The 20,547-nt window shown below is 67.7% G+C and carries 18 protein-coding genes; 6 read left to right on the top strand and 12 right to left on the bottom strand.

What is annotated here, in order from left to right; translation table 11 throughout:
• Both B3T59_RS09960 and B3T59_RS09955 read left to right on the top strand, forming a co-directional pair.
• A partial coding sequence (locus tag B3T59_RS09960; protein WP_287002140.1) for an HNH endonuclease signature motif containing protein occupies positions 1–771 on the top strand: 771 nt, incomplete at its 5' end.
• A 77-nt stretch (positions 772–848) separates the two neighbouring features.
• Entirely contained in the window at positions 849–1,412 is a 564-nt protein-coding gene (locus B3T59_RS09955) for a class I SAM-dependent methyltransferase (protein ID WP_005203644.1), read from the top strand.
• A gap of 122 nt (positions 1,413–1,534) precedes the next feature.
• Here B3T59_RS09955 and B3T59_RS09950 read toward each other — a convergent pair whose 3' ends face one another.
• The 3 genes from B3T59_RS09950 to B3T59_RS09940 form a co-directional block, all read right to left on the bottom strand.
• Positions 1,535–1,858, bottom strand: a complete 324-nt coding sequence (locus B3T59_RS09950; RefSeq protein WP_039854811.1) for a WhiB family transcriptional regulator — start codon at positions 1,856–1,858, stop codon at positions 1,535–1,537.
• Between the two features lie 172 nt (positions 1,859–2,030).
• Entirely contained in the window at positions 2,031–2,279 is a 249-nt protein-coding gene (locus B3T59_RS09945; RefSeq protein ID WP_267626141.1) for a hypothetical protein, read from the bottom strand.
• 118 nt (positions 2,280–2,397) lie between these two features.
• Positions 2,398–4,515 carry an ATP-dependent DNA helicase UvrD2 gene (locus B3T59_RS09940; RefSeq protein ID WP_267626142.1) on the bottom strand — a complete coding sequence of 706 codons (2,118 nt, stop codon included), beginning with the start codon at positions 4,513–4,515 and terminating at the stop codon, positions 2,398–2,400.
• A gap of 127 nt (positions 4,516–4,642) precedes the next feature.
• On the opposite strand from B3T59_RS09940, the gene B3T59_RS09935 reads away from it, so the two are divergent.
• The gene (locus tag B3T59_RS09935; RefSeq protein ID WP_049698979.1) at positions 4,643–4,909 is read left to right on the top strand and encodes a mycoredoxin; all 267 of its coding nucleotides are present in this window, start codon (positions 4,643–4,645) and stop codon (positions 4,907–4,909) included.
• An 11-nt stretch (positions 4,910–4,920) separates the two neighbouring features.
• Here B3T59_RS09935 and nudC read toward each other — a convergent pair whose 3' ends face one another.
• Genes nudC through B3T59_RS09915 form a run of 4 tightly spaced genes read right to left on the bottom strand, consistent with a single transcriptional unit; the run spans position 4,921 to position 13,884 of the window.
• Positions 4,921–5,859 carry an NAD(+) diphosphatase gene (gene nudC, locus B3T59_RS09930; RefSeq protein WP_287002139.1) on the bottom strand — a complete coding sequence of 313 codons (939 nt, stop codon included), beginning with the start codon at positions 5,857–5,859 and terminating at the stop codon, positions 4,921–4,923.
• A gap of 40 nt (positions 5,860–5,899) precedes the next feature.
• Positions 5,900–6,970: a potassium channel family protein gene (locus B3T59_RS09925; RefSeq protein WP_005203658.1), complete on the bottom strand. Its 1,071-nt coding sequence runs from the start codon at positions 6,968–6,970 to the stop codon at positions 5,900–5,902.
• Positions 6,971–7,025: 55 nt separating this feature from the next.
• Positions 7,026–10,487, bottom strand: a complete 3,462-nt coding sequence (locus B3T59_RS09920) for an ATP-dependent DNA helicase (RefSeq protein WP_005203660.1) — start codon at positions 10,485–10,487, stop codon at positions 7,026–7,028.
• Positions 10,480–13,884, bottom strand: coding sequence for an ATP-dependent helicase (locus tag B3T59_RS09915; RefSeq protein ID WP_376782665.1), 3,405 nt, complete (start codon positions 13,882–13,884; stop codon positions 10,480–10,482). The genes B3T59_RS09920 and B3T59_RS09915 overlap by 8 nt, the downstream gene beginning before the upstream one ends.
• Before the next feature lie 201 nt (positions 13,885–14,085).
• Here B3T59_RS09915 and B3T59_RS09910 point away from each other — a divergent pair, with 201 nt between their 5' ends.
• Together B3T59_RS09910 and B3T59_RS09905 are read left to right on the top strand one after the other, a co-directional pair.
• Complete coding sequence (locus tag B3T59_RS09910; RefSeq protein ID WP_065181061.1) at positions 14,086–14,886, top strand: alpha/beta fold hydrolase; 801 nt, start codon at positions 14,086–14,088, stop codon at positions 14,884–14,886.
• Between the two features lie 7 nt (positions 14,887–14,893).
• The gene (locus tag B3T59_RS09905; protein WP_005203667.1) at positions 14,894–15,199 is read left to right on the top strand and encodes an MGMT family protein; all 306 of its coding nucleotides are present in this window, start codon (positions 14,894–14,896) and stop codon (positions 15,197–15,199) included.
• A gap of 25 nt (positions 15,200–15,224) precedes the next feature.
• Here B3T59_RS09905 and B3T59_RS09900 read toward each other — a convergent pair whose 3' ends face one another.
• From B3T59_RS09900 to B3T59_RS09890, 3 genes are all read right to left on the bottom strand, one after another.
• Entirely contained in the window at positions 15,225–16,079 is an 855-nt protein-coding gene (locus B3T59_RS09900) for a TIGR02569 family protein (protein ID WP_005203669.1), read from the bottom strand.
• A gap of 78 nt (positions 16,080–16,157) precedes the next feature.
• Positions 16,158–17,330 carry an adenylyltransferase/sulfurtransferase MoeZ gene (gene moeZ / locus B3T59_RS09895; protein ID WP_005203671.1) on the bottom strand — a complete coding sequence of 391 codons (1,173 nt, stop codon included), beginning with the start codon at positions 17,328–17,330 and terminating at the stop codon, positions 16,158–16,160.
• 117 nt (positions 17,331–17,447) lie between these two features.
• Complete coding sequence (locus B3T59_RS09890) at positions 17,448–18,632, bottom strand: DUF3152 domain-containing protein (protein ID WP_373278527.1); 1,185 nt, start codon at positions 18,630–18,632, stop codon at positions 17,448–17,450.
• Positions 18,633–18,776: 144 nt separating this feature from the next.
• On the opposite strand from B3T59_RS09890, the gene B3T59_RS09885 reads away from it, so the two are divergent.
• Entirely contained in the window at positions 18,777–19,424 is a 648-nt protein-coding gene (locus tag B3T59_RS09885; RefSeq protein WP_039854783.1) for a TetR/AcrR family transcriptional regulator, read from the top strand.
• Positions 19,425–19,493: 69 nt separating this feature from the next.
• On the opposite strand, the gene B3T59_RS09880 is transcribed toward B3T59_RS09885, so the two are convergent.
• Positions 19,494–19,724, bottom strand: a complete 231-nt coding sequence (locus B3T59_RS09880) for a DUF3107 domain-containing protein (RefSeq protein ID WP_005203675.1) — start codon at positions 19,722–19,724, stop codon at positions 19,494–19,496.
• 182 nt (positions 19,725–19,906) lie between these two features.
• The coding region (locus B3T59_RS09875; RefSeq protein ID WP_287002137.1) for a ferritin-like fold-containing protein at positions 19,907–20,547 on the bottom strand (641 nt) is incomplete at its 5' end.

Here is a 20,547-nt window from a genome sequence, read left to right as displayed (position 1 = left end):
GACACAGCACCATTCGACGACACAGCACCGCTCGACCAGCCCGACACCGGCGAGGCCGACGCAGGTGTGACTGACGCAGACGAGGCACCCGAGAAGGATCTGCCCAACACCGGCGAGGCCAACGCAGAGGTGGCCGCTGACAGCGCGACCTGCGATGAGCACCATGCCGAAGAGCCGACAGCCGAGCCCGCACAACAGACGGCGCTGGAAGTACTCATCGATCCCGCCGGCGTCGCGGTTCCCCGGCTCGTCGGCTTCGGCGTGATCGACCCCGCCCACGCAGCCGAACTCGCCGCAGGCGTCATCGCACGACCCGTCGCGTTTCCCGACCTCACCGCAGCAAACCTCACCTCGCCAGGACTCAACCTCGCCGCGATGGAATCCAACCTCGCCGCATGGGAGCTGCCCGACAATCCCGCACCTCCCGCCGACCCCACCGGACACGGCGGCTACCCAGCACCACCACCATGGGCGCTGCGATACCGACCACCCGACCGGCTACGCCAACAAGTCATCGCCCTGCACGGGGTATGCCGCTACCCCGAATGCGGCAAACCCGCCGAACACACCGAACTCGACCACCTGGTCAAGTTCAACCACGCCGACCCCCACGCGGGCGGCTGGACCGTGCTGTTCAACCTCGTCCCCCTCTGCGGACCCGACCACCAACGCAAACACCTCGGCTTCTGGACACCCACCATGCACACCGACCTCTCCATCACCTGGACCAGCACCCGCACAGGCGAAACAATCACCACCTACCCACGGTGACCACATAGCCGCGCTGACCAGATACCCACGCTGACGGAGTCTTCCTGTGGCGGCAGGCTTTGCGGGATGATGCGGTGATGAACAAGGAGCATCTGGAGTTGTGCGCGAGCACCGAGTGGGCAGATGCGTTGTCACAGTGGATCGTGCCGTGGGCGCTCGACGACGTCGAATTGGGTTCGGATGCCGTCGAATTCGGCCCCGGACCGGGTTTGACCACCGACATCCTGCGTACGAGAACTCAACACCTGACCGCGGTTGAGGTCGATGAGGCGCTGGCTGCGGCGCTTGCCGATCGTTTCGCCGAGGCAGACGACGTGACTGTCATCCACGCCGATGGCACGGCATCTGGACTCGAAGGCTCGCGCTACACGGCCGTCGTGTGTCTGACCATGCTGCATCACGTGCCATCGACAGAACTTCAGGACGCGATCTTCGCGGAGGCGCGTCGACTCTTGACCGCGGACGGCGTCTTCGCGGGTTCCGACAGCAGGGATAGCCCGGACTTTCGCGCGCTGCACGCCGGCGACGTCTGCGTGCCGGTCGATCCGGCGACGTTGGCCGAGCGACTCAACGCAGCGGGCTTCACCGACGTCGAGGTCGAGACGAACGAGTGGGCGGTCCGCTTTCGCGCGCGACCCTGACCGCGCGTCCCCCACGGTGACCGACGCACCACGTCGCAGGTCAGCCAGAACGCAACGCGGCCCCCGCCATCTGCGACGTCGTGTCGCATGAGGCGGGGCCGCGTGGGTCGTGTCCATCCATGTCAGGCCGCGGTCTTGCGCGGGCGGCCGCGGGGGCGCTTGCGCGCGATCACGGCACCACGCTCGAAGATCTCGCCGCCCCAGACGCCCCATGGCTCGGCACGATCAAGCGCAGCCTGCAGGCACTGCGCCCGCAGCGGGCAGTCGGCACACATCGCCTTGGCACGCTCGAGGTCACGGGGGTCTTCGGCGAACCACAGGTCGGCGTCGGCTTCCTGGCACGGAAGGGTCGAGGCGGTGAGTGCCGGTGCGGCACTCAGCGCGTTCCCGGCAGCGACCTCACGGTCCGCCGAGATACAGGACTCCAGAACACATTCGACGGTCATCTGGTACTCCACATCTGTTCGAGGTTGGTCATCGTCTGTGGCGATGGCCCTCGGCCTCGACGTGATGGGAGTTGCCGATCCACTGGTGTGGTGGTTCGGTGATCCGTCACGAGAAAGGCCACGGGTCGCCTTGTGCGATTCACCCGTGGCCGTTGTGGCTGTCGAAACCCTCCTACGTGGAGAGATCCCGAGTCAGTACGGGGAATCGCTGCATCGCTCGCTTCGCTGCGGCAGTGCTCGCTACCGGTGCTGCCGGTGGGAAACCGGTGGCACCGAGACACTGTGCGGGCTGCAGGTCTGCAGCACGCCAGGCGTGGTCACTGACGGCGTATGCGCGCGGCGCATGGTGCGTGATGCGATGAGCATCTGGCATCGCTGCGATCGTCTTCGCAATCACGATTGCGTTGGCGATTCCGTTCACTGATCCACTCCTTTCGGTCTCGATGGTTTCGCGAGGGGTCGTGGCACACATGAATGTGCCGGTGACCTTCCCGTGCTGACGCGAACCAGACTATTCGGTTCGCCGTAGAGCGCACAACCTATTTTTGACCTGCGGTTTTGACGAGTTCGATGACCTCTTCGCCGTACTCGTTGAGCTTGGCGGCACCGATGCCCGAGATCGACACCAGCGCAGCGGAATCCGTCGGCCGCTGCTCTGCGATCGCGAGCAATGTCTTGTCGGAGAAGACGACAAAGGCGGGAACCTTCTTCGAGTCCGCTCGCGTCCGGCGCCACTCCTTGAGCGCCACGAGCAGACCCTCGTCGAGATCCGACGGGCAATCGGCGCACCGGCCGAGCAGAGTCGCAGTCGAATCGAGCAACCGCGACCCGCACACCCGGCACGTCGGGCCCTTCCGCGGTGCTCGCTTCGACGCCGGCGCGATACGCGACGCGGGCGAGTCGTCGGGCACGAGATCGGAGAGGAATCGCGAACGACGTCGCGCACGACCACCCTCGTTGCGGGCGATCGCCCACGAGATGTGGAGGTGTTCGCGGGCTCGGGTGACGCCGACGTAGAAGAGTCGACGCTCCTCCTCGACGTCGTCGAACGATCCCTTGATGGCCTGACTGATCGGCAGCGATCCCTCGGTCAGTCCGACCAGGAACACCGCATCCCATTCCAAGCCCTTCGCCGCGTGCAGCGACGACAGCGTGACGCCCTGGACGGTTGGTGGGTGCCGAGCCTGCGACCGCGCGTCGAGTTCTGCGACGAGCTCGGGCAGTGTCAGGGCGGGATTGTCGGCAAGCATGTCGTCGGCAAGCCCGGACAGCGCACGCAGCGACTGCCAGCGGGCCTTCGCCTGCGCACCCGTCGGCTCGTCGTCGGACATGCCGAGCTCGCCGAGGACCGATCGCACCACCGTGGCAAGTTCGACGTCGTCGCGGATTCCCCGCTGCGCCACGAGCGAGAGCTGCCGCATGGCCTGACGGACCTCAGCCCTGGTGAAGAACGCCTCGCCACCACGCACCTGGTACGGGATGCCCGCCTGGGTGAGCGCCTGCTCGTGATTCTCCGACTGTGCGTTGATTCGGTAGAGAATCGCGATCTCGGAGGCGGGTACACCCGAGTTCATCAGACGCTTGATGGCCGACGCGACGGCCGACGCTTCGCTCGGCTCGTCGTCGTATTCGGCGAACTCGGGTTCGGGTCCGGCGTCGCGCTGTCCGATCAGTTGCAGTCTCGTCCCGGCGATCCGCCCACGCGCAGCCCCGATCACCCGGTTGGCGAGGCTGACCACCTGCGGCGTCGACCGGTAGTCGCGTTCGAGGCGCACAAGCGTGGCGTCGGGGAATCGGCGGCCGAAATCGAGAAGGTACTTCGGTGTGGCGCCGGTGAACGTGTAGATCGTCTGGTTGGCGTCGCCGACCACGGTCAGGTCGTCGCGGGGACCGAGCCAGGCGTCGAGCAGACCCTGCTGCACCGGCGTCACGTCCTGATACTCGTCGACGACGAAACACCGGTAGCGCGAACGGAATTCGTCGGCAAGCCCGGCGTCGGACTCGATGATCGTCGTCATGTAGATGAGGAGGTCGTCGAAGTCGAGGAGGCGGTCGCCGTCGGGTGAGACCTTGGCGTCCTCGTAGGCGGCGAACGCCTTGGCGACCTGCGCGGCGGGTGCGGGCGTCTCTCTGGTGGCACGGGTGACGGCAGCGACGTAGTCCTCGGGTCCGATGAGCGACGCCTTGGCCCACTCGATCTCCGACATCAGGTCGCGCACGGTGTCGGTGGAACTGTCGAGTCCGGCTTTGCGTGCCGCACGTCCGACAAGTGGGAACTTGTTGTCGAGCAGCTCCCACGACGCACTGCCGAACGCGCGCGGCCAGAAGTAGCGGAGCTGGCGCATGGCCGCAGCGTGGAACGTCTGCGCCAACACGCTCGGACCGCCGGCGCCGACGCCGAGCGACCTCAGCCTGCCGCGCATCTCCCCCGCCGCCCGCGCCGTGAACGTCACGGCGAGCACCTGACCGGGATTGACCTGCCCCTGATCGATCAGATACGCGATGCGTCGCGTGATGGTGCGCGTCTTGCCGGTACCCGCACCCGCCAGCACACACACCGGACCGCGCGGCGCGAGGACTGCGGCCCGCTGCTCGGGGTCGAGTCCGTCGAGGATGCTGCGGTCACGTGCGCGGGGCGATGAGGGGCTGTCGGACACGGGTTCCACTATGGCACCCCGATACGACGCCGACGCGGGCCCGTTCACCGCTGTCCACAAGCGCGCCACACCCTCACAGTGGAGACAGGTCGGGAACACGCGCCGACGAGTTCGTGTTGTGGATGCCATGAGCGAGACATCTGAGAATCAGACCCCCGCCGCATTGACGATGTACACCACGTCGTGGTGCGGCTACTGCGCGCGACTCAAGACGGCCCTGCGCAGCTCGGGCCTCGAGTGGACCGAGATCGACATCGAGCGCAACCCCGACGCCGCAGAGTTCGTCGGCAGCGTCAACGGCGGCAACCACGTGGTCCCGACGGTCCAGTACGCCGACGGAACGACCGCCACGAACCCGTCGATCACCGACGTCAAGAAGAAGCTCGGCGTCTGAGACAGGCCCGGTCAGGCGGGCGTACGCGCCCAGGCCTCGACCAGCGCCCGCGCGATGGAGATCGAGCCGGGCAGCAGTAGTCGAGGGGCGTCCTCGTCGTCGGCGACGTCGGGTTCGGGCATGCCCCGCAGCCATTCGTCGCCGCGGTCGAGCGCGTCAAGTACCTCGGCGCGCGTGAACCATTGCGCGTCGCCGATCTCACCGTCGAGAAACTGGAGCGGTTCGTCGGGGTCGCCGAGCGCGGAGAAACCGAGCATCAGTGATCTCGGGAACGGCCACGGCTGCGATCCCAGGTATCGCGGCTCGGTCACGGTGATCCCGACCTCTTCGTGAACCTCTCGGATCACGCACTGCTCCAACGACTCTCCCGGTTCGACGAAGCCCGCGAGCGTTGAGTACCACCGGTCGGGCCAGACGGCCTGACGTCCGAGCAGGATTCGGTCGGCGCCGTCGTGGACGACGGTGATGATCGCGGGGTCGGTGCGCGGGAACTCGTCGACGCCGGTCTCCGGATTGCGACGCACCCAACCGCCACGTGCCGGGACGGTTGGGGAGCCGTTGACGGGTGAAAACCGTGCTGTCGCATGCCAGTTCAAGATACCGAGCGCGGTGGCCAGGAGTCCGGCCTCGTCGGCGTCGAGTCGGGAGGCTCCGCGTCGAGGATCGGCGGTCTTGCCGTCGAGTGCTTCGACCCTGATCGTCCACAGGTCGGTGTCGGTGTGTGCGAGGAAGACCGCATCGGCCGGAGGCTCGTCTCCGAACTCAGAACTGTCGACCCACCGCAGCGCCCCGTCGGGCTCGACGGGATAGCGACCGCCGGTATCGATGCGAAGTACGCGCGCTGTCGGCCAGCCTGCGAGCATACGGTCGGGTTCGTCGCGGACCTCGTCGGCACGGTCAAACGTGCCTCGAGACAGCAGCGGCGGTTGGTCGAAGACAAAGGCGCCCATGAAGACTGTTCTACCCTGACTCACTCGCCGGTGGCGAACCTCAGTCGCCCGCGCCCTTGCGGACGTACAGCAGCCGGTCGCCCGCCTCGATCTGCTCGACCTCGCTGTCGTCGACGCGGTGCAGCACACCGTTACGCAGCACGCCGAGGACGATGTCGCGGGTGTGGGCGGGCGAGCCTCCCGTTTCCGTCGGATCGACTTCGCGTTCGGCGATCGCATACCCGGCGTCGGGAGTCAGCAGGTCCTCGATCACCTCGACGACTGACGGCGTCATGGTCGCGATACCGAGGAGCCTGCCCGCAGTCTCCGACGACACGACCACCGAGTTCGCACCCGACTGCCGCATCAGGTGCGTGTTCTCCGACTCCCTGATCGACGCGACGATCTTCGCGCGCGGGTTGAGTTCGCGCGCCGTGAGCGTGGCGAGAACGGCGGTGTCGTCGCGATTGGCGGCCACGACGATGCTGGCGGCGTGCGCGACACCCGCCAGCCGCAGCACGTCGGACTTCGTGGCGTCGCCGCGAACCGTCACGAGACCGTCGGCCTCCGCATGCTCGAGGACTCCCGGGTTGTTGTCGACGACGACGATCTCGGCCGGCTTGATGCCGTCGCCGATCATCGCGTCGACCGCGCTACGACCCTTGGTGCCGTACCCGATGACGACGGTGTGGTTGCGCAAGTTGTTCCTCCAGCGCTGGATTTTAAGAGCTTGGCGGGACCGCTCGGTCAGCACCTCGAGCGTCGTACCGATCAACACGATCAGGAACAGCACGCGTAGCGGAGTGATGATCAGCAGGTTGAGCAGGCGAGCCGACGGACTGAACGGAGTGATGTCGCCGTAGCCGGTGGTCGACAACGTCACAGCCGAGTAATACATCGCGTCGAGAAACGAGAGCTCGTTATCTTGAACGTCGCGGTAGCCGCTGCGGTCGACGTAGACGAGAACGGCCGTGAAGAACAGCGCGACTACCGCGAAGATGACCCGACGCCCGATGGCCCGAGCCGGACTCTGCTTGAGCTCCGGAATACGGACGACGCCGACGAGTGCGTAGTCGGGGCCGTCGGACAGCTCCTCGCCCCGCCATCGACGTCGGAATCCGCGTCCGCGCATCAGCCGAACCACCTTTGCTTCACAGGGTGTGAATCTAATGCATCCGGGAGGTGTATCACTGATCCGACTCTCGCGCGAGCAGCGCGACGAGATCGTCATGGTCGGGCAACACCTCGGGCTCGAGCGTGTAGTTGTGCCGGACGTAGTGGAACGCAGCGCTCACCCGATCCACCGGAACACCTGCGAGCTGCGCCCACGCAATCCGATAGGCGGCGAGCTGAATGTCGACGGATTCTCGTTGCGCACCACCGACGGTCGAGTCGTTCGACGCCCCGTCACGCCGACCACCGGGTACCGCACCCGTCTTCCAGTCGACGACGACCCACGAGCCGTCGGGTTCGGCGAACACCGCGTCGATCCGGCCGCGGATCACCGTGTCGCCGATGACCGTCTCGAACGGGACCTCGACCTCGCTGGGATTGCGCGACGCCCACTTCGACGCCAGGAACGCCTCGCGCAGCGCGTCGAGGTCGGCGTCCGGCGAGGCCGACGAGTCGGCGGCACCCGGTAGTTCGTCGATATCGAGCAGCCGCGTCGCACCGAACCACCGCTCCACCCATGCGTGGAAAGCGGTACCGCGGCGTGCCGTCGGATTGGGCCGGAACGGCGTCGGACGGCGGAGTCGTCGTGCGAATTCCCTTTCGTCCGAGTCGAGTTCGACGAGTTGGCTGACCGACAGGTGCGTCGGGAGCGCGACGTCGACGAAGGCCTGGTTGCCTCGGTAATGCTCGGCGAGCAGGGCGTCGACCTCCGCTCTCCACTGCGCGATCTCGGATTCTTCTGCGGTCTCAGGGTCTTGCCCGTGTGCCGCCGACTCGGTGCCGCTGTCGGCGGGTGCGTCGAAGAGCGCCGGAGCACTGCGCGCGGCGACCGCATCGAGGACGAGTCGGGCCGCCGCGTCGACTCCTTCGCGACGCGCACCCAGCCGATCCGCGGGCCACGGCGCACGAATGGTCTGCTCGGCCAACGGGTTCGTCGCACCGTCTTCCGGTGGCGGGGCGAGCTCGTCGATGCTGAGGCCCTCGGAATCGACGGCAGGGTCGGCGATGGCGTCGGAGACGATGGCGACGAGCTCGTCGAAGAATTCCGACCCGCCGCGCGGTTTGTCGCCGGTCTCGCTCCAGTGATGCGCCGAGACGAGCAGATCGTGGCGCGCTCGCGTCAACGCGACGTAGAGGAGTCGACGATCCTCCTCCAGCCTGCGCTCGTCGATCGCCTCCTTGTGCAGAGTCAGCGCCTCGGCGAGTTCTTTGCGGTTGCTGATGCCCGCGGCTGCGAGGTCGAAGGTGGGGAAGCCCTCCCCCGTCCCCGGTTCCGCGAGGTCGCCACGCAGCGGTCCCGGCAACTCCTTGGCGCTGCGCATCCACGTCGTATCGGCCCGCCCACCGGGGAAGATCCGTGCCGCGACGTGCGGCAGCGCGACGACATCCCACTCGAGCCCCTTGGCCGCATGCACCGTGAGGATCTGGACGCGTTGCTCGGCCACCTCGATCCTGCCGGGCTCGAGTCCCTTCTCGATGGTCTCGGCGGTGTCGAGAAAGGCCAGCAGGCCCGGCAGATTCGCGCCGGGACGGTCGGCGTACGCGGTGACGTACTCGGCAAAGGCGTCGAGATGTTCGCGTCCGGTGATCGCACCGCGCATGCGACGAGCCCTGATCTGAGCCTCGATGCCGACACCGATCGTGTTCTCGACGTCGGCGACGAGCTCGGGCAGCGGCTGGCCGATGCGCCTGCGCAGCGCCTCGAGCTGCGCGCCGAACGCCCGGATACGGGCGTATCCCTGCGGTGTGTACGCCTCCGGATCGCCCGGATCGACGACGGCGTCGGCGATTCCGGCACGGTCGACGACCTCGGTCGGCAGCACGGCGTCGAGCGCGGCGTCGAGTTCTTCGCGGCTGGTGACAGCACCACCGGATGCCGCGAAGGCGTCGGCGGCGAGGTTGGTGGCACACCGCCACAGTGCGGCGATGTCGGCGGCGCCCAACTGCCAGCGCGCGCCGGTCAGGAGTCGCATCGCTGCGGTCCCGGCCATCGGATCCGCCATCAACCGCAGCGTCGCGACGACGTCCTCGATCTCCGGTACGTGGAGCAACCCGCCGATACCGATCACCTCGGCCGGGATTCCCCGACTCTCGAGTTCGTCCGCCAACGGCGCCGAATCCTCGTTGCGGCGCACCAGGATCGCGACGGTCGGCGGGTCGACGCCGTCGCGCTCGGCATCACGGTAGTGACGTTCGATGGCCTCCCCCAGCCATGCCCGCTCGTCGACCACCGTCGAGGTGAGGGCCATCGAGACCGTTCCCGACGGCGCGTCGGGTCGCGGGCGCAGCACGCTGACCGGAATTCCCCTGCGCCGCAACTCTTCCGAGGTCCGGTTCGCGAGCTCGAGCGTGTGCGAGGGGTTGCGCCAACTCGTGAGCAGCTCGAGCCGCTCCGACGGCCTGCCGTCGGAGCGCGGGAAATCGGCGGTGAAGCGGGGAAGGTTGGCCGCCGACGCGCCGCGCCAGCCGTAGATGGACTGGATCGGATCGCCGACCGCCGTGACAGCGACCGTCGGAACACGTTCGCCTCCAGACGCTTTCGTACCCGCACCACCGAACAGCGTCGACAACAGGATTCGCTGCGAATGGCCTGTGTCCTGGTACTCGTCGAGCAGCACGGCACGGAAGGACCGCCGCTCACCCGCCGCAACGTCCGGATTGCGTTGCACCAGTTGGGCGGCCAGCGACATCTGACTGCCGAAGTCGAGTGCGGACTGTTCACGCATCGCGTCGCGCAGCGCCGCCACCATCGGCAGCAGTTCACGGCGTTCGTCGATGACCTCCTGGATCTTGACGAGGTCTTTGCTCGGCGCCGCACGCTGCCTCGGGCCGGGCGGCAATGTGTCGACCATCGACCGCAGGTCGTCGCCCCACGCGGTCAGCGTGTCGAGATCGACGAGATGTTCGGCCATCTCGCCGTGCAACCGCAGCACTGCCTCGGTCACGCCGGAGGGCACTTTGGTGGTGTGCAACGGGCCGGTCCAGTTCGACACGATCGAGAACGCGAGTTGCCACAGCTCGGTCTCGCTCAGCAGCGTCGAACTCGGTTCGACGGGCAGCAGCAGCCCGTAGTCGGCGATGAGCCTGCCCGCGTACGCGTGATAGGTGCTCACCTCGGGGTCGGCCGAACGCAGCCGCGCGGCCAGCATGCCGTCGGGGTCCCAGTTCACCAGGGCTGGCGACCCCGCGAGCATCGAGAGTCGACGCCGAATGCGGGCGCCCAGTTCGCTGGCCGCCTTGCGGGTGAACGTGAGTCCGAGGATCTCGTCGGGTGAGACCAGCCCGTTGGCGACGAGCCACACGACCCGCGACGCCATGGTCTCGGTCTTGCCCGCACCGGCACCGGCGACCACGAGCAGCGGTTCCAGCGGCGCCTCGATCACCGCGACCTGTTCGGGTGTCGGCGAGGGCAATCCGAGCGCTGCGGCAAGCGAAGTCGCGGAGACACGCGCGCGCCGCACATCGACGTCAGTCATCGATCACCGCCTTGCCACGCAACTGCGCGGGACAACTCGTGTGCAGTGCGCAGTGCGCGCAGCCAGGGTTAGGCGTCGCGTCGAACACCGGCCCGACGCTCGCCTTGGCCGCCGACCGCACCACACCGATCCACTCATCGAGCAGTTCCGGTGTCAGCGGAGGTTGGACACGCTCGGCCGCGCCCGTCGACGTATTGTTCGCCGACACGAACACCAGGCGCCCACCCCCGGGTTCGAGCGTGCCGTCGGTGTCGGGCGGAAACTGCGCCGCACCGCCGTGCGCAAGCGCCATCTGGTAGGCGGCGAGCTGTGCGTGCTCCTCGGCATCGGCGCGCGACACCGCGGTCTTCGCGGTCTTCACATCCACGACGACGGGCCTGCCCGACGAGTCGGCCTCGAGTCGGTCGACGCGACCACGCAGCCGCACCGGTGGATCGTCGTCGACGCCGGGCACCGTGGCGTCGATGGCCGATTCGACACCACGCTCCCGCAGTTCGTCGCGCGAAATACGCAGCCAGTCACGGAAATTGGTGAGCATCTCCTCCGCTCGTTCCAACTCGTGCGCCGAGTACCACGCCGCTCCGGTGTCGACGCGCTCCCAGATGTCGCGCAACGCGCCGGTCACCTCGGCCGGGTCGATGTTGCCCGCAACCGCCTGCACGAGCGTGTGCACCAGGCTGCCCGCGATGGCGGGTGTCGCATCGCCGTCGCGCCCACCGTTGCGTTCGAGCAGCCAGCGCAGCGAGCACCTGCTCAAACTCTCGATATTCGACGGCGACAAAGTGATCGGCCCGTCGTCGGGGCGCCACAGCGGCGCATCGGTGCTCACCTCTGCCAGACCGAACCAGTCACGCGGGTGCGCTCCCGGGATGTCGGAATCGGCAAGTGTGGCAAGGAGTTCGGCGGCCGCCCTGGTGCGCTCGTCGAGTTCTGGCTCCTGCGCACCGGCGATGACCACGGACCGCAGGGTGGCCACCAACGACGGAAGCGACAGCACACGGTCGACGCCGGGATCGAGCGCGACGCCCTCCATGACCTGCGGCGCATCTGCGTCCGTGTCGGACTCGCCACCGAGCGCCGCCGCGATCTCGGCGACGAACCTCGACGGCGATGCGTCGCCGCTACCGTCCTCGACCGCTGTGACGAGAAGTCGACGCCGCGCCCGCGTGCACGCGACGAGCAACAGACGCCGCTCGTCCGCGAGTGCCCCGGCACCACGCGTGACGACGTCGATCCCGTCTGGTGCGACGCCGTCGAGCAGGTCGACGAGCTCAGCGGTGGCGAGCACGCTGCCCCGACTCCGCAGCGACGGCCAGAGCCCGTCGAGGACACCCGCGACAGCGACGACCTCCCACTCGCGGCCCGCCGCAGCATGCGCGGACAGGACCGTCACCGAATCGGCTGCCGCAGAAGCGGTTCGGGAATCGCGGGGGATCTGCAACTGGCTCAAGTAGTGCACGAAAGCCGCGGGCCCCGCAGACGGGAGCGTGTCGGCGAAGTCGCCCGCCGCCTCGAACATCGCCATCATCGCGTCGAGATCGCGGTCGGCCTGTTCACCTGCGGGCCCACCCCTGATCGCGCTGCCGACCCACCGACGCTCGAGCCCACTCGCCTGCCACGCGGCCCACAGGGTCTCCTCGACGCCGCGGCGGGCACCATGAGCCCGCTGCGCTGCAGCTATCACGTCGAGCGCGCGCCGCAACGGTGCGGCCTCGGCGTCGGATAGCGCGCGCAGGTAACGCTGCGCGACCTCGTCGTCGAGCAGTGCCTCCCGCAACGATGTCAACGAATCACGTTGCGCCGCAGCCTCACCCGCGACATCTCCGGCCGAGGATGCGTCACGCTCCGCCTTCTCGTCGCACCTGCGCACACCACGACGCAGTCGGCGCATCGCGCCCGGATCGGCAGCTCCGATGGGGCCGGTCAGCAACGCGACGGTGTCGTCGATGGAGAACGTCTCGTCGGGAGAAGGAGCTACCTCTGCTGCATCCGAGCGCGCCGCGACCGCGCACAGCACCGTCATCAGCGCCGCAACGGAACGTTGCCGGTGGATCGGCAGATCGGAGGTGGGCGTCGTGAGCGGGACGCCCGCGGATCGGAACGCTCGACGCAGCGCAGGCAATGCCAGGTGCACAGAGCGCACGATGACCGCCATGTCCGACCACGGGACACCCTCGAACAGGTGGGCGCGGCGCAGCAGGTCGGCGACGGCCGTCGCCTCCTTGGCCGCCGACGAGAACACCCTGACCGCCGCGCCTGCGTCGTCGTCCGCCGTTGCCGACGCCCGTGGATAGGAATGCGGCCGGGCACCGGGGAGCCGCGACGCGAGCGCTCGGCCGACCTCGCCGATGTCGGGGTGCGAACGGAAATCCTCGCTCAGCACGACGTCGCGTTCGGATCCTGGATCGGCCAGTCCGTCGGCGAAACGCGGACTCGCACCACGGAATCCGAAGATCGACTGGTCGGTGTCGGCGGCGATGATCGTCGACTCGGTTCCGGTGCCGACGAGTCGGACGAGTTCTGCTGCCTGCGGGTCGAGGTGCTGTGCGTCGTCGACGATCAGGTGCCGGATGCGATTGCGCTGACCCGCGAGGAGCTCGGGATCTGTCGCGAACGCCGACAGCGCCGACCCGACCAGCTCGGCGGCGTCGACCGCGGGCGCCGACGCACCGGGAGTCGCGAGCCCCACGGCCCCGCGCAACAGCATGTTCTGCTCGTACTGTGCGTATGCCCGCGCCGCGGCGACCCATTCGGGTCGGCGATGTGTGCGGCCGAGCGACGCGAGTTCTTCCGGGCCGACGCCACGCTCGGCAGCCCGCATCATGAGGTCGCGCAATGCCTGCGCGAAGCCGTCGGTGCCCAGCGCGGGACGTAGCAGCTTCGGCCAGTAGCCCGCACCGTCTTCGATATCGCCCGCGAGCAGTTCGCGCAGCACGACGTCTTGCTCCGAACCGGTGATCAGACGGGGCGGCGGATTGCCGTGCGCGCTCGCCTGCAACCGCAGGATGGCGAACGCGTACGAGTGGATCGTGCGGACGAGCGGTTCGCGCAACGCGCCGCCTGCCCCCGTTCCGAAGCCACCCGACTCAGCCAGCACCCTGCGGGTGATCCGTTCGCGCAGTGCGACCGCCGCACGCCTGCTCGACGCGAGCACCAGGATCGACTCGGGGTCCGTATCGGCAGACAGCAACCGCGCGACAGCGGCGTCGACGACGAGCGACGTCTTGCCGGTTCCCGGCCCGCCGTGCACCCGCCACGGTTGCCAGCCGGAGCCGTCGCCAGAGGCCGGTGCCGCGCCGTCGATCACAGCCTGCACCTGCGCCGGCCAGACCCTCGGCCGCCCGGCGCCCTGCGCGCCATCGGAATCAGTGGTCGACGCGACGAGATGGGTGCGCAGCGCAGTGCCGCCCCCCTGCCCCTCACGGGGGTGTCGTGTACGGGGTGCGTTTGTCCGGGACTGTCTCGGCCCCCCTTGTCGTCGAGCCACGAGTCCATCGAATCACGCGCCTACGACACCCGTTCTCACGAGTTCCCCACCCCGGCGAGCAGTCGGGGTGGCGCGCACTGAAACGGATACGACGCGGGGCATGATGAGTTCATGGCTCCGCTGCACACCTACGTCTTCGGTCCTCCTGATGGCCAGGCGGTCGTCGCTCTGCACGGTCTCACCGGCCACGGTCGACGATGGGAACACTTCGCGTCGAGCAGCATTCCCGAGCTCCGCGTGATCGCACCCGATCTCCTCGGGCACGGCAGGTCGCCGTGGCGGCCACCGTGGGGCCTCGACGACCATGTCGACGCCGTCGCCACGGCTGTCGAGACACAGCTCGGCGCCGACGAACCGTTCGTGCTGGTCGGTCACTCGTTCGGTGGTGCCATCGCCGTACGCCTGGCAGCCCGGATGCCCGACCAGGTCCGTCGGCTCATCCTTCTCGACCCCGCACAGGGCCTCGACCCGGTGTTCGCGCTCGAAGTCTCGACCGACAGCCTCGACAACTGGGACTACGCCAACGCCGACGCCGCACGTGCCGCAAAGCTGTCCGAGGGATGGGCAGACGTTCCGACCGACGACCTCGATCGCGAACTAGACGAGCATCTCGTCGACCGTCCACACGGCCGGGTCGGGTGGCGGATCAGCGAGCCCGCCGCGGCGACAGCGTGGAGCGAGATGGCCCGACCGTTCGTCCTGCCACCGCGAGGCGTCGGGACCGACGTCGTCGTCGCCGACCGCGTCGATCCTCCGTTCGTCGGTCGAGCATTCCTCGACGCCTGCGCGGCGGAACGCCCGGACGTCACCGTCCACCACGCCGACTGCGCACACATGGTGCCGTTCCTCGAACCCGACCTGTGCGCGACACTCATTCGTGAAGGCGCAGGCCTGCTCCCCGAAGGCAAGTGAGGAGCCGTTGGCCAAGATCAGCGAGGCCGACGTCGAAGCGGTGCGCGAGCTCGTCGCGGCAATCCCGGTAGGCCAGGTGAGCACCTACGGCGACCTCGCGGCCGCAGCGGGACTCTCGTCGCCGCGCATCGTCGGCTGGATCATGCGCACCGACACCGCCGACCTGCCGTGGCATCGGGTTGTTCCGGCGTCGGGGCGCCCCGCCGCACACCTGGCGACGCGTCAACTGGAACGACTGCGCACCGAGGGCGTACCCATCCGCGACGACCGCGTCGCGCTGCGCGACTGCCGCTGGGAGATCCCGACGCCGTGACGTGGCGCTGCGGCCGAGAACGCCGCTAGAGCATCATCCGCACGATGTCGACGACCCGCGCGAGTCCCGGCAGCGCGCCGGCAGTCGAGCGCGGGTGCAGGGCGTGGACCGCGAGCCGGAACATGGTGGCGCGCAACATCATCTGCGCCCATTCGGGTTGGTCGGACCACCGCTGCACCAGATCGTCGTCGGCTCCACCCCACGCGAGCGAATCGACGACGACGACCGCCGATGCCCACGGAGCAGGACGCCAGTAGGGCACGATGTCGGTGATCCCGGGCGCGGCCGCACCTGCGAAAAGGACTGTGCCGAACAGGTCGCCGTGCACCACCTGCGACGGCACGTCGACAGGCTTGCGTAGCGTCCCGAGAGTCTTGAGCATGTCGACGCTGCGCATGCCGTCGTCGGACCTCGGTTCGCTCATTCCGGCGGCGCGCGCCGAACGCAACGGCACGTCCTCCCAGGCGGCGCGGTCGGCCGCGGCGAACACGTCGACGTCGGTGTGCGGCGGCGCGGGCTGCTGCAACAGAAAGCGTGGACGTTCGAGGTCGGCGAGTACCTCGTGCAGACGGTCACCTACGGCGAGCACCTCGTCGTGTCGGGGTTCAGGAGATCCGGCGATGTAGGTGTCCGCACGCCACCCCGACACGACGTACCGCCCGTCGGTCGCGCGGAACGGCCGCGCAATCCGCAGACCCTCGACGTAGAGGTTCTCGCGCACAGACGCCGACCAGGCTGCCCGCGCGTGGTCGGGCACGAGGGACAGCACCACCTCGCCGACCCGCCAGCCGCCCACCCAGGTGTCGCCCATGGCGATGGGCGGGTGAGAGGTGAGCCCGAACGTGTTGAGCACGTGATCGGGCGGTTGCGGATTCTGCACGTCTGCAGAGATTACCGAGCGCAACGTCGTATGTGCTGCAGCGACGCGTGGCGCGCCGGGACTTGCGACGAACGACGCTCAGTAGACCGGCAGCTCCTTGTCGACCTGGTTGGCCCACGCGGTGACCCCACCCTGCAGATGGGTGGCGTCGGAGAAACCCGCCCGCTTCAACGCGGCGAGCGCCTCGGCCGACCGGATACCGGTCTTGCAGTACAGCACCGTCGGACGGTCCTGCGGGATCTGTGCGAGCGCCGTACCGGAGAGGATGTCGCCCTTCGGGACCAGCGTGGCACCGTCGATGTGCACGATGTCCCATTCGACGGGCTCGCGGACGTCGATCAGCGCCAGCTTCTCGCCGGAATCGAGACGCTCCTTGAGCTCACGCGGAGTGAGCGTCGACCCGTCGGCCGCCTGCGCGGCCTCGTCGGACACCACACCGCAGAACTCCTCGTAGTCGATGAGTCCCGAGATGCGTTCGCCCTCAGGGTCTTTGCGGATCTTGATGGTGCGATAGGTCATGTCCAATGCGTCGTAGACCATCAGACGGCCGAGCAAAGGCTCGCCGATACCGCAGATGAGTTTGATGGCCTCGGTACCCATGATCGAGCCGATCGACGCGCACAGAATGCCGAGAACGCCGCCCTCCGCGCAGGAGGGAACCATCCCGGGCGGCGGCGCCTGCGGATAGAGGTCGCGATAGTTGATGCCGCGTCCGTCGGGTGCGTCCTCCCAGAACACCGACGCCTGGCCCTCGAACCGATAGATCGATCCCCACACGTACGGCTTGTGCGCGAGCACCGCGGCGTCGTTGACCAGGTAGCGGGTCGCGAAGTTGTCGGTGCCGTCGATGATGAGGTCGTACTGCGAGAACAGCTCGATCGCACCCTCGGGCTCGAGGCGTTCGTCGTGGATGTTGACGGTGACGTAGGGGTTGATCTCCTGGATCGAGTCACGGGCGCTCTCGGCTTTCGGCCGACCGATGTCGGACTGCCCATGGATGACCTGTCGCTGCAGGTTCGACTCGTCGACGACGTCGAATTCGACGATGCCGATGGTTCCCACACCCGCTGCCGCCAGGTAGAGCAACGTCGGCGAACCGAGACCCCCGGCGCCGATCACGAGCACCCTGGCGTTCTTCAACCGTTTCTGACCGTCCATCCCGACGTCGGGAATGATCAGGTGCCTGCTGTAGCGGGCTACTTCGTCATTGGAGAGTTCTGCCGCTGGTGCGAGAAGCGGTGGCAGGGACACGTGGACGCCTCCGTCTAAGAAAAACCGTCTGAAAAGGAAAACCAACTCACCCAGACAACGACTCGCCTCACACGGGCATTCCCGACGGCTCGACGGGACAGCACGACGAGGAGTGGCTCACCTGTCGGGGAACGGCCAGGGGTTCGGCTTGCACACGAAGGTCTTGTCGGCCTCCATGTCGGGGTCGAGCGCCATGATCTGGGAGTTCGCGACCCCGAAGGACTGCTGCATCATCACCGGCGCCAGCGCACCGTTGTGTTTACAGGGTTCGTGGTGTTCGTAGCCGATGCCGTGGCCGACCTCGTGATTGATGAGGTACTGCCGATACGCGACGTCGTCGCCCTCGTAGGAGAGCGCACCACGCACCCAGCGGGCCTCGTTGATGGTCACCCGCTTGTCGGGCGGATAGAAGCACGACGTCTCGAGTTTGATCTGGTATCCACACAGTTCCCGCGCGGTACCCGGTGAACTGAGCGAGATCCGCAGATCCGGCTCGCCGTCGGCGATGCGTCGAAACGCGACCTTGCCGTCGCCGATCCAACTCCGACTGTTGGCGAGCGTGGCGTCGACCATCTTGCCGAACGTGCGATCGCTGCCGTAATCCGACGGCGCGACGCCGTCCTCCACCTCGACTGTGTAGGTGTACACCTGCGGTCCGGTACCGATCTGCTTTCCGGAACCGGGGACGACGTGGAAGGTCTTCTTACCCTGCTGCGTGTACGGACCCCCGTCGGGCAACGTTCCGGCAGGCAGCGAGACGTCTTTGATCGACGACGTCGGGGCGCCGACCGGCTTGGTCTCCTTGGTGACGTTGGTGTTCCGCTGAGCCGCGGGCGTGACGTCGGAACTCGACGCATCCGAGCTCGAATCGTCGTCTCGCACGGTCACCACGATCAGCACGATGGTGAGGATGATCAGGACCGGAATGGCATAGGCGCGCCACCCATAGGTGGACACGAAGCGACCGAGTGCGCTCTGCTTCTTCCGCTCCGGTTGAGCGTCGCGGTCGACCCTGGCCCTGCCGTTGTCGTCGGTCGGATCCCAGCGCGCACGCAGCGGCTGATCCGGCAGCGGACGCGACCGCGGACGTGCGCCCGAGTTCGACGCCGCGCCGGTCCGGATCGTCTCGATCCGGGTGGTGTCCTCGACCGATGATCGCGCCGCCCGCTGCTGCGAACGCGACTCACGCGCAGCACGCGGCACCGCGTCCCCTGCCCTGACCCGACGTGTCGATGCGCCGCCCCGACGGGATGGGTCGACGTCGTCCCCCGACTGTTCGGGCCCACTGTCTGTGTGGCTCACACGGACAACTTTCTCACAGGTACCCACTCAATCCGGGGAGGCCAACGGCACCCATCCACCCGTGAGCCACCTGCGCGACACCGGACAGTCGACAAAGGGTGCGACCCCGGTCACGTTGTGGGGAGGCCCGAGTACCCTATATCCATGCCACCTAGCGCCAACGCATCGTCATCGGGTACCAGAAACGGGACCCGGATGCCCCGCAGCGCACGGCGGCGACAACTCCTCGACGCCGCCAGCGAGATCTTCGTCGAACGCGGCTACCACTCGGCGGGCATGGACGAGATCGCAGTCCACGCAGGGGTCAGCAAACCCGTTCTGTACCAACACTTTCCGTCGAAACTCGACCTCTACATCGCGGTCGTCGACTCGCACGCCGAGAAGCTCGTGACCGACGTGAACAACGCGTTGCTCACCACCACCGACAACCGCCAGCGCGTCCGGGCTGCGGTGGCTGCATTCTTCAATTTCATCGATGAGGACAATTCCGGCTATCGGCTGATCTTCTCGTCCGACGCCCTGGATCCCGCGGTGATCCGTCGGGTCGAGGGCGCGACCGAGGCCTGTGTCGACGCCGTCTACGGGCTTGTCATGCACGATTCAGGACTCGACCCGTACCGTTCACGGATGCTCGCGGCCGGACTGGTCGGCGCGAGTCAGGTCAACGCCAGATACTGGCTCGAGGCCAAGCGCCCCATTGCCAAGAGCGAAGCGGTCGACACCACGGTCGCGCTGCTCTGGGGCGGGTTGTCGCACGTGCCGAAACATGGCGAATCCGGCGGGACCGAGTAGCGCGAAATGCCGACCGGCCCCCTCCGGTCGATAGGACCGTCGGGGGCCGGGACTGGCTTTCTCGAGCGATCAGCTCCCGAATCCGACGCGCCGCGTCTCCGAGCTGCCGACCTCGACGTAGGCGATCTTGGTGACCGGGATCAGGAACCGTGAACCCTTGTCGTCGGTCAGCGACAGCAACGACTCCTTGCCCGAGAGGGCGGACTCCACAGCGGCCAATGCCTTGTCGCCGCTGAGCGTCGACTGGATGGACAGTTCTCGCGGGCTGTCGGTGATGCCGATCTTCACTTCGACGGACATGGCCACCCTTCCGTTGGCGATGTCGCGCGGAGCTCGCGCGACTGATGTGTGAGGCGAGTCGTCGTGCACGACTCCCGCACTGATGCAATGCCTTCGGCATAAGGCTAGTGCAGGGTTGCTCGACACGGACACCCGCTCCGCTGACAGCGAACGAACCCGAACAACCGGCGGATCGGAGTGTTTCAGCCGAGCCCGAGGTCGGCCATGCGTGCGCTGTGTCGGTCGGCGACGACGTCGAAGAATCCCGCCATGCCCTGCAACGACGCCGCGCCCGCGAAGAGCAGGTCGGTGACCTCCTCCTCAGCCGCGAGCACCCACTGCGCGTGTGTGATGGCCTCGCCGAGCAGGCGGCGTCCCCACAGCGTCAGCGGCGACCGCAGAGCCGGGTTCGCGTCGATGGCTTTGCGCACCTCGTCGCGGGCGAATGCCGAACTGCCCGTCGCCGACATCACCTCGGCGACCACCGCGCGAGGTCCCGCGGGCAGAGCACCGGAGACCTCCGCGTAGAAGTCGGCTGCCAGGCCGTCGGCGATGTATGCCTTCACCAGCGCCTCGTACCAGGTCTTGGGATTGGTGACGCGGTGGTACTCGTCGAACACCCCGCTGTAGCGCACCACGGCCTCGGCCGGGTCGATGCCGTATCGGCTCACCTGTTCGGACAGGTTCTCGAAGTGCGCGATCTCCGAAGCAACCATGCGCGCGATGTTGATACGCCCCTGCACGTCGGGCGCCATCGCCGACTCGTCGATCAGCCGGTGGAATGCGGCGAACTCGCCCGCGAGGAGAACCGAGTAGAGCTTGCCGATCGCCGGATCCTCCTGAT

The sequence above is a fragment of the Gordonia sp. UBA7860 genome, from assembly GCF_002500165.1.
GTDB lineage: Bacteria > Actinomycetota > Actinomycetes > Mycobacteriales > Mycobacteriaceae > Gordonia > Gordonia sputi.
This window is presented reverse-complemented; position numbering and strand designations above follow the sequence as displayed.

What these genes read in the sequence shown, in the direction of transcription:
- B3T59_RS09925 (WP_005203658.1), bottom strand. Translation starts at nt 6,970, where the DNA reads ATGCGCGGACGCGGATTCCGACGTCGATGGCGGGGCGAGGAGCTGTCC.
- B3T59_RS09880 (WP_005203675.1), bottom strand. Translation starts at nt 19,724, where the DNA reads ATGTCCGTCGAAGTGAAGATCGGCATCACCGACAGCCCGCGAGAACTG.
- nudC (WP_287002139.1), bottom strand. Translation starts at nt 5,859, where the DNA reads ATGGGCGCCTTTGTCTTCGACCAACCGCCGCTGCTGTCTCGAGGCACG.
- B3T59_RS09955 (WP_005203644.1), top strand. Translation starts at nt 849, where the DNA reads ATGAACAAGGAGCATCTGGAGTTGTGCGCGAGCACCGAGTGGGCAGAT.
- B3T59_RS09950 (WP_039854811.1), bottom strand. Translation starts at nt 1,858, where the DNA reads ATGACCGTCGAATGTGTTCTGGAGTCCTGTATCTCGGCGGACCGTGAG.
- B3T59_RS09885 (WP_039854783.1), top strand. Translation starts at nt 18,777, where the DNA reads ATGCCACCTAGCGCCAACGCATCGTCATCGGGTACCAGAAACGGGACC.
- B3T59_RS09910 (WP_065181061.1), top strand. Translation starts at nt 14,086, where the DNA reads ATGGCTCCGCTGCACACCTACGTCTTCGGTCCTCCTGATGGCCAGGCG.
- B3T59_RS09935 (WP_049698979.1), top strand. Translation starts at nt 4,643, where the DNA reads ATGAGCGAGACATCTGAGAATCAGACCCCCGCCGCATTGACGATGTAC.
- B3T59_RS09920 (WP_005203660.1), bottom strand. Translation starts at nt 10,487, where the DNA reads ATGACTGACGTCGATGTGCGGCGCGCGCGTGTCTCCGCGACTTCGCTT.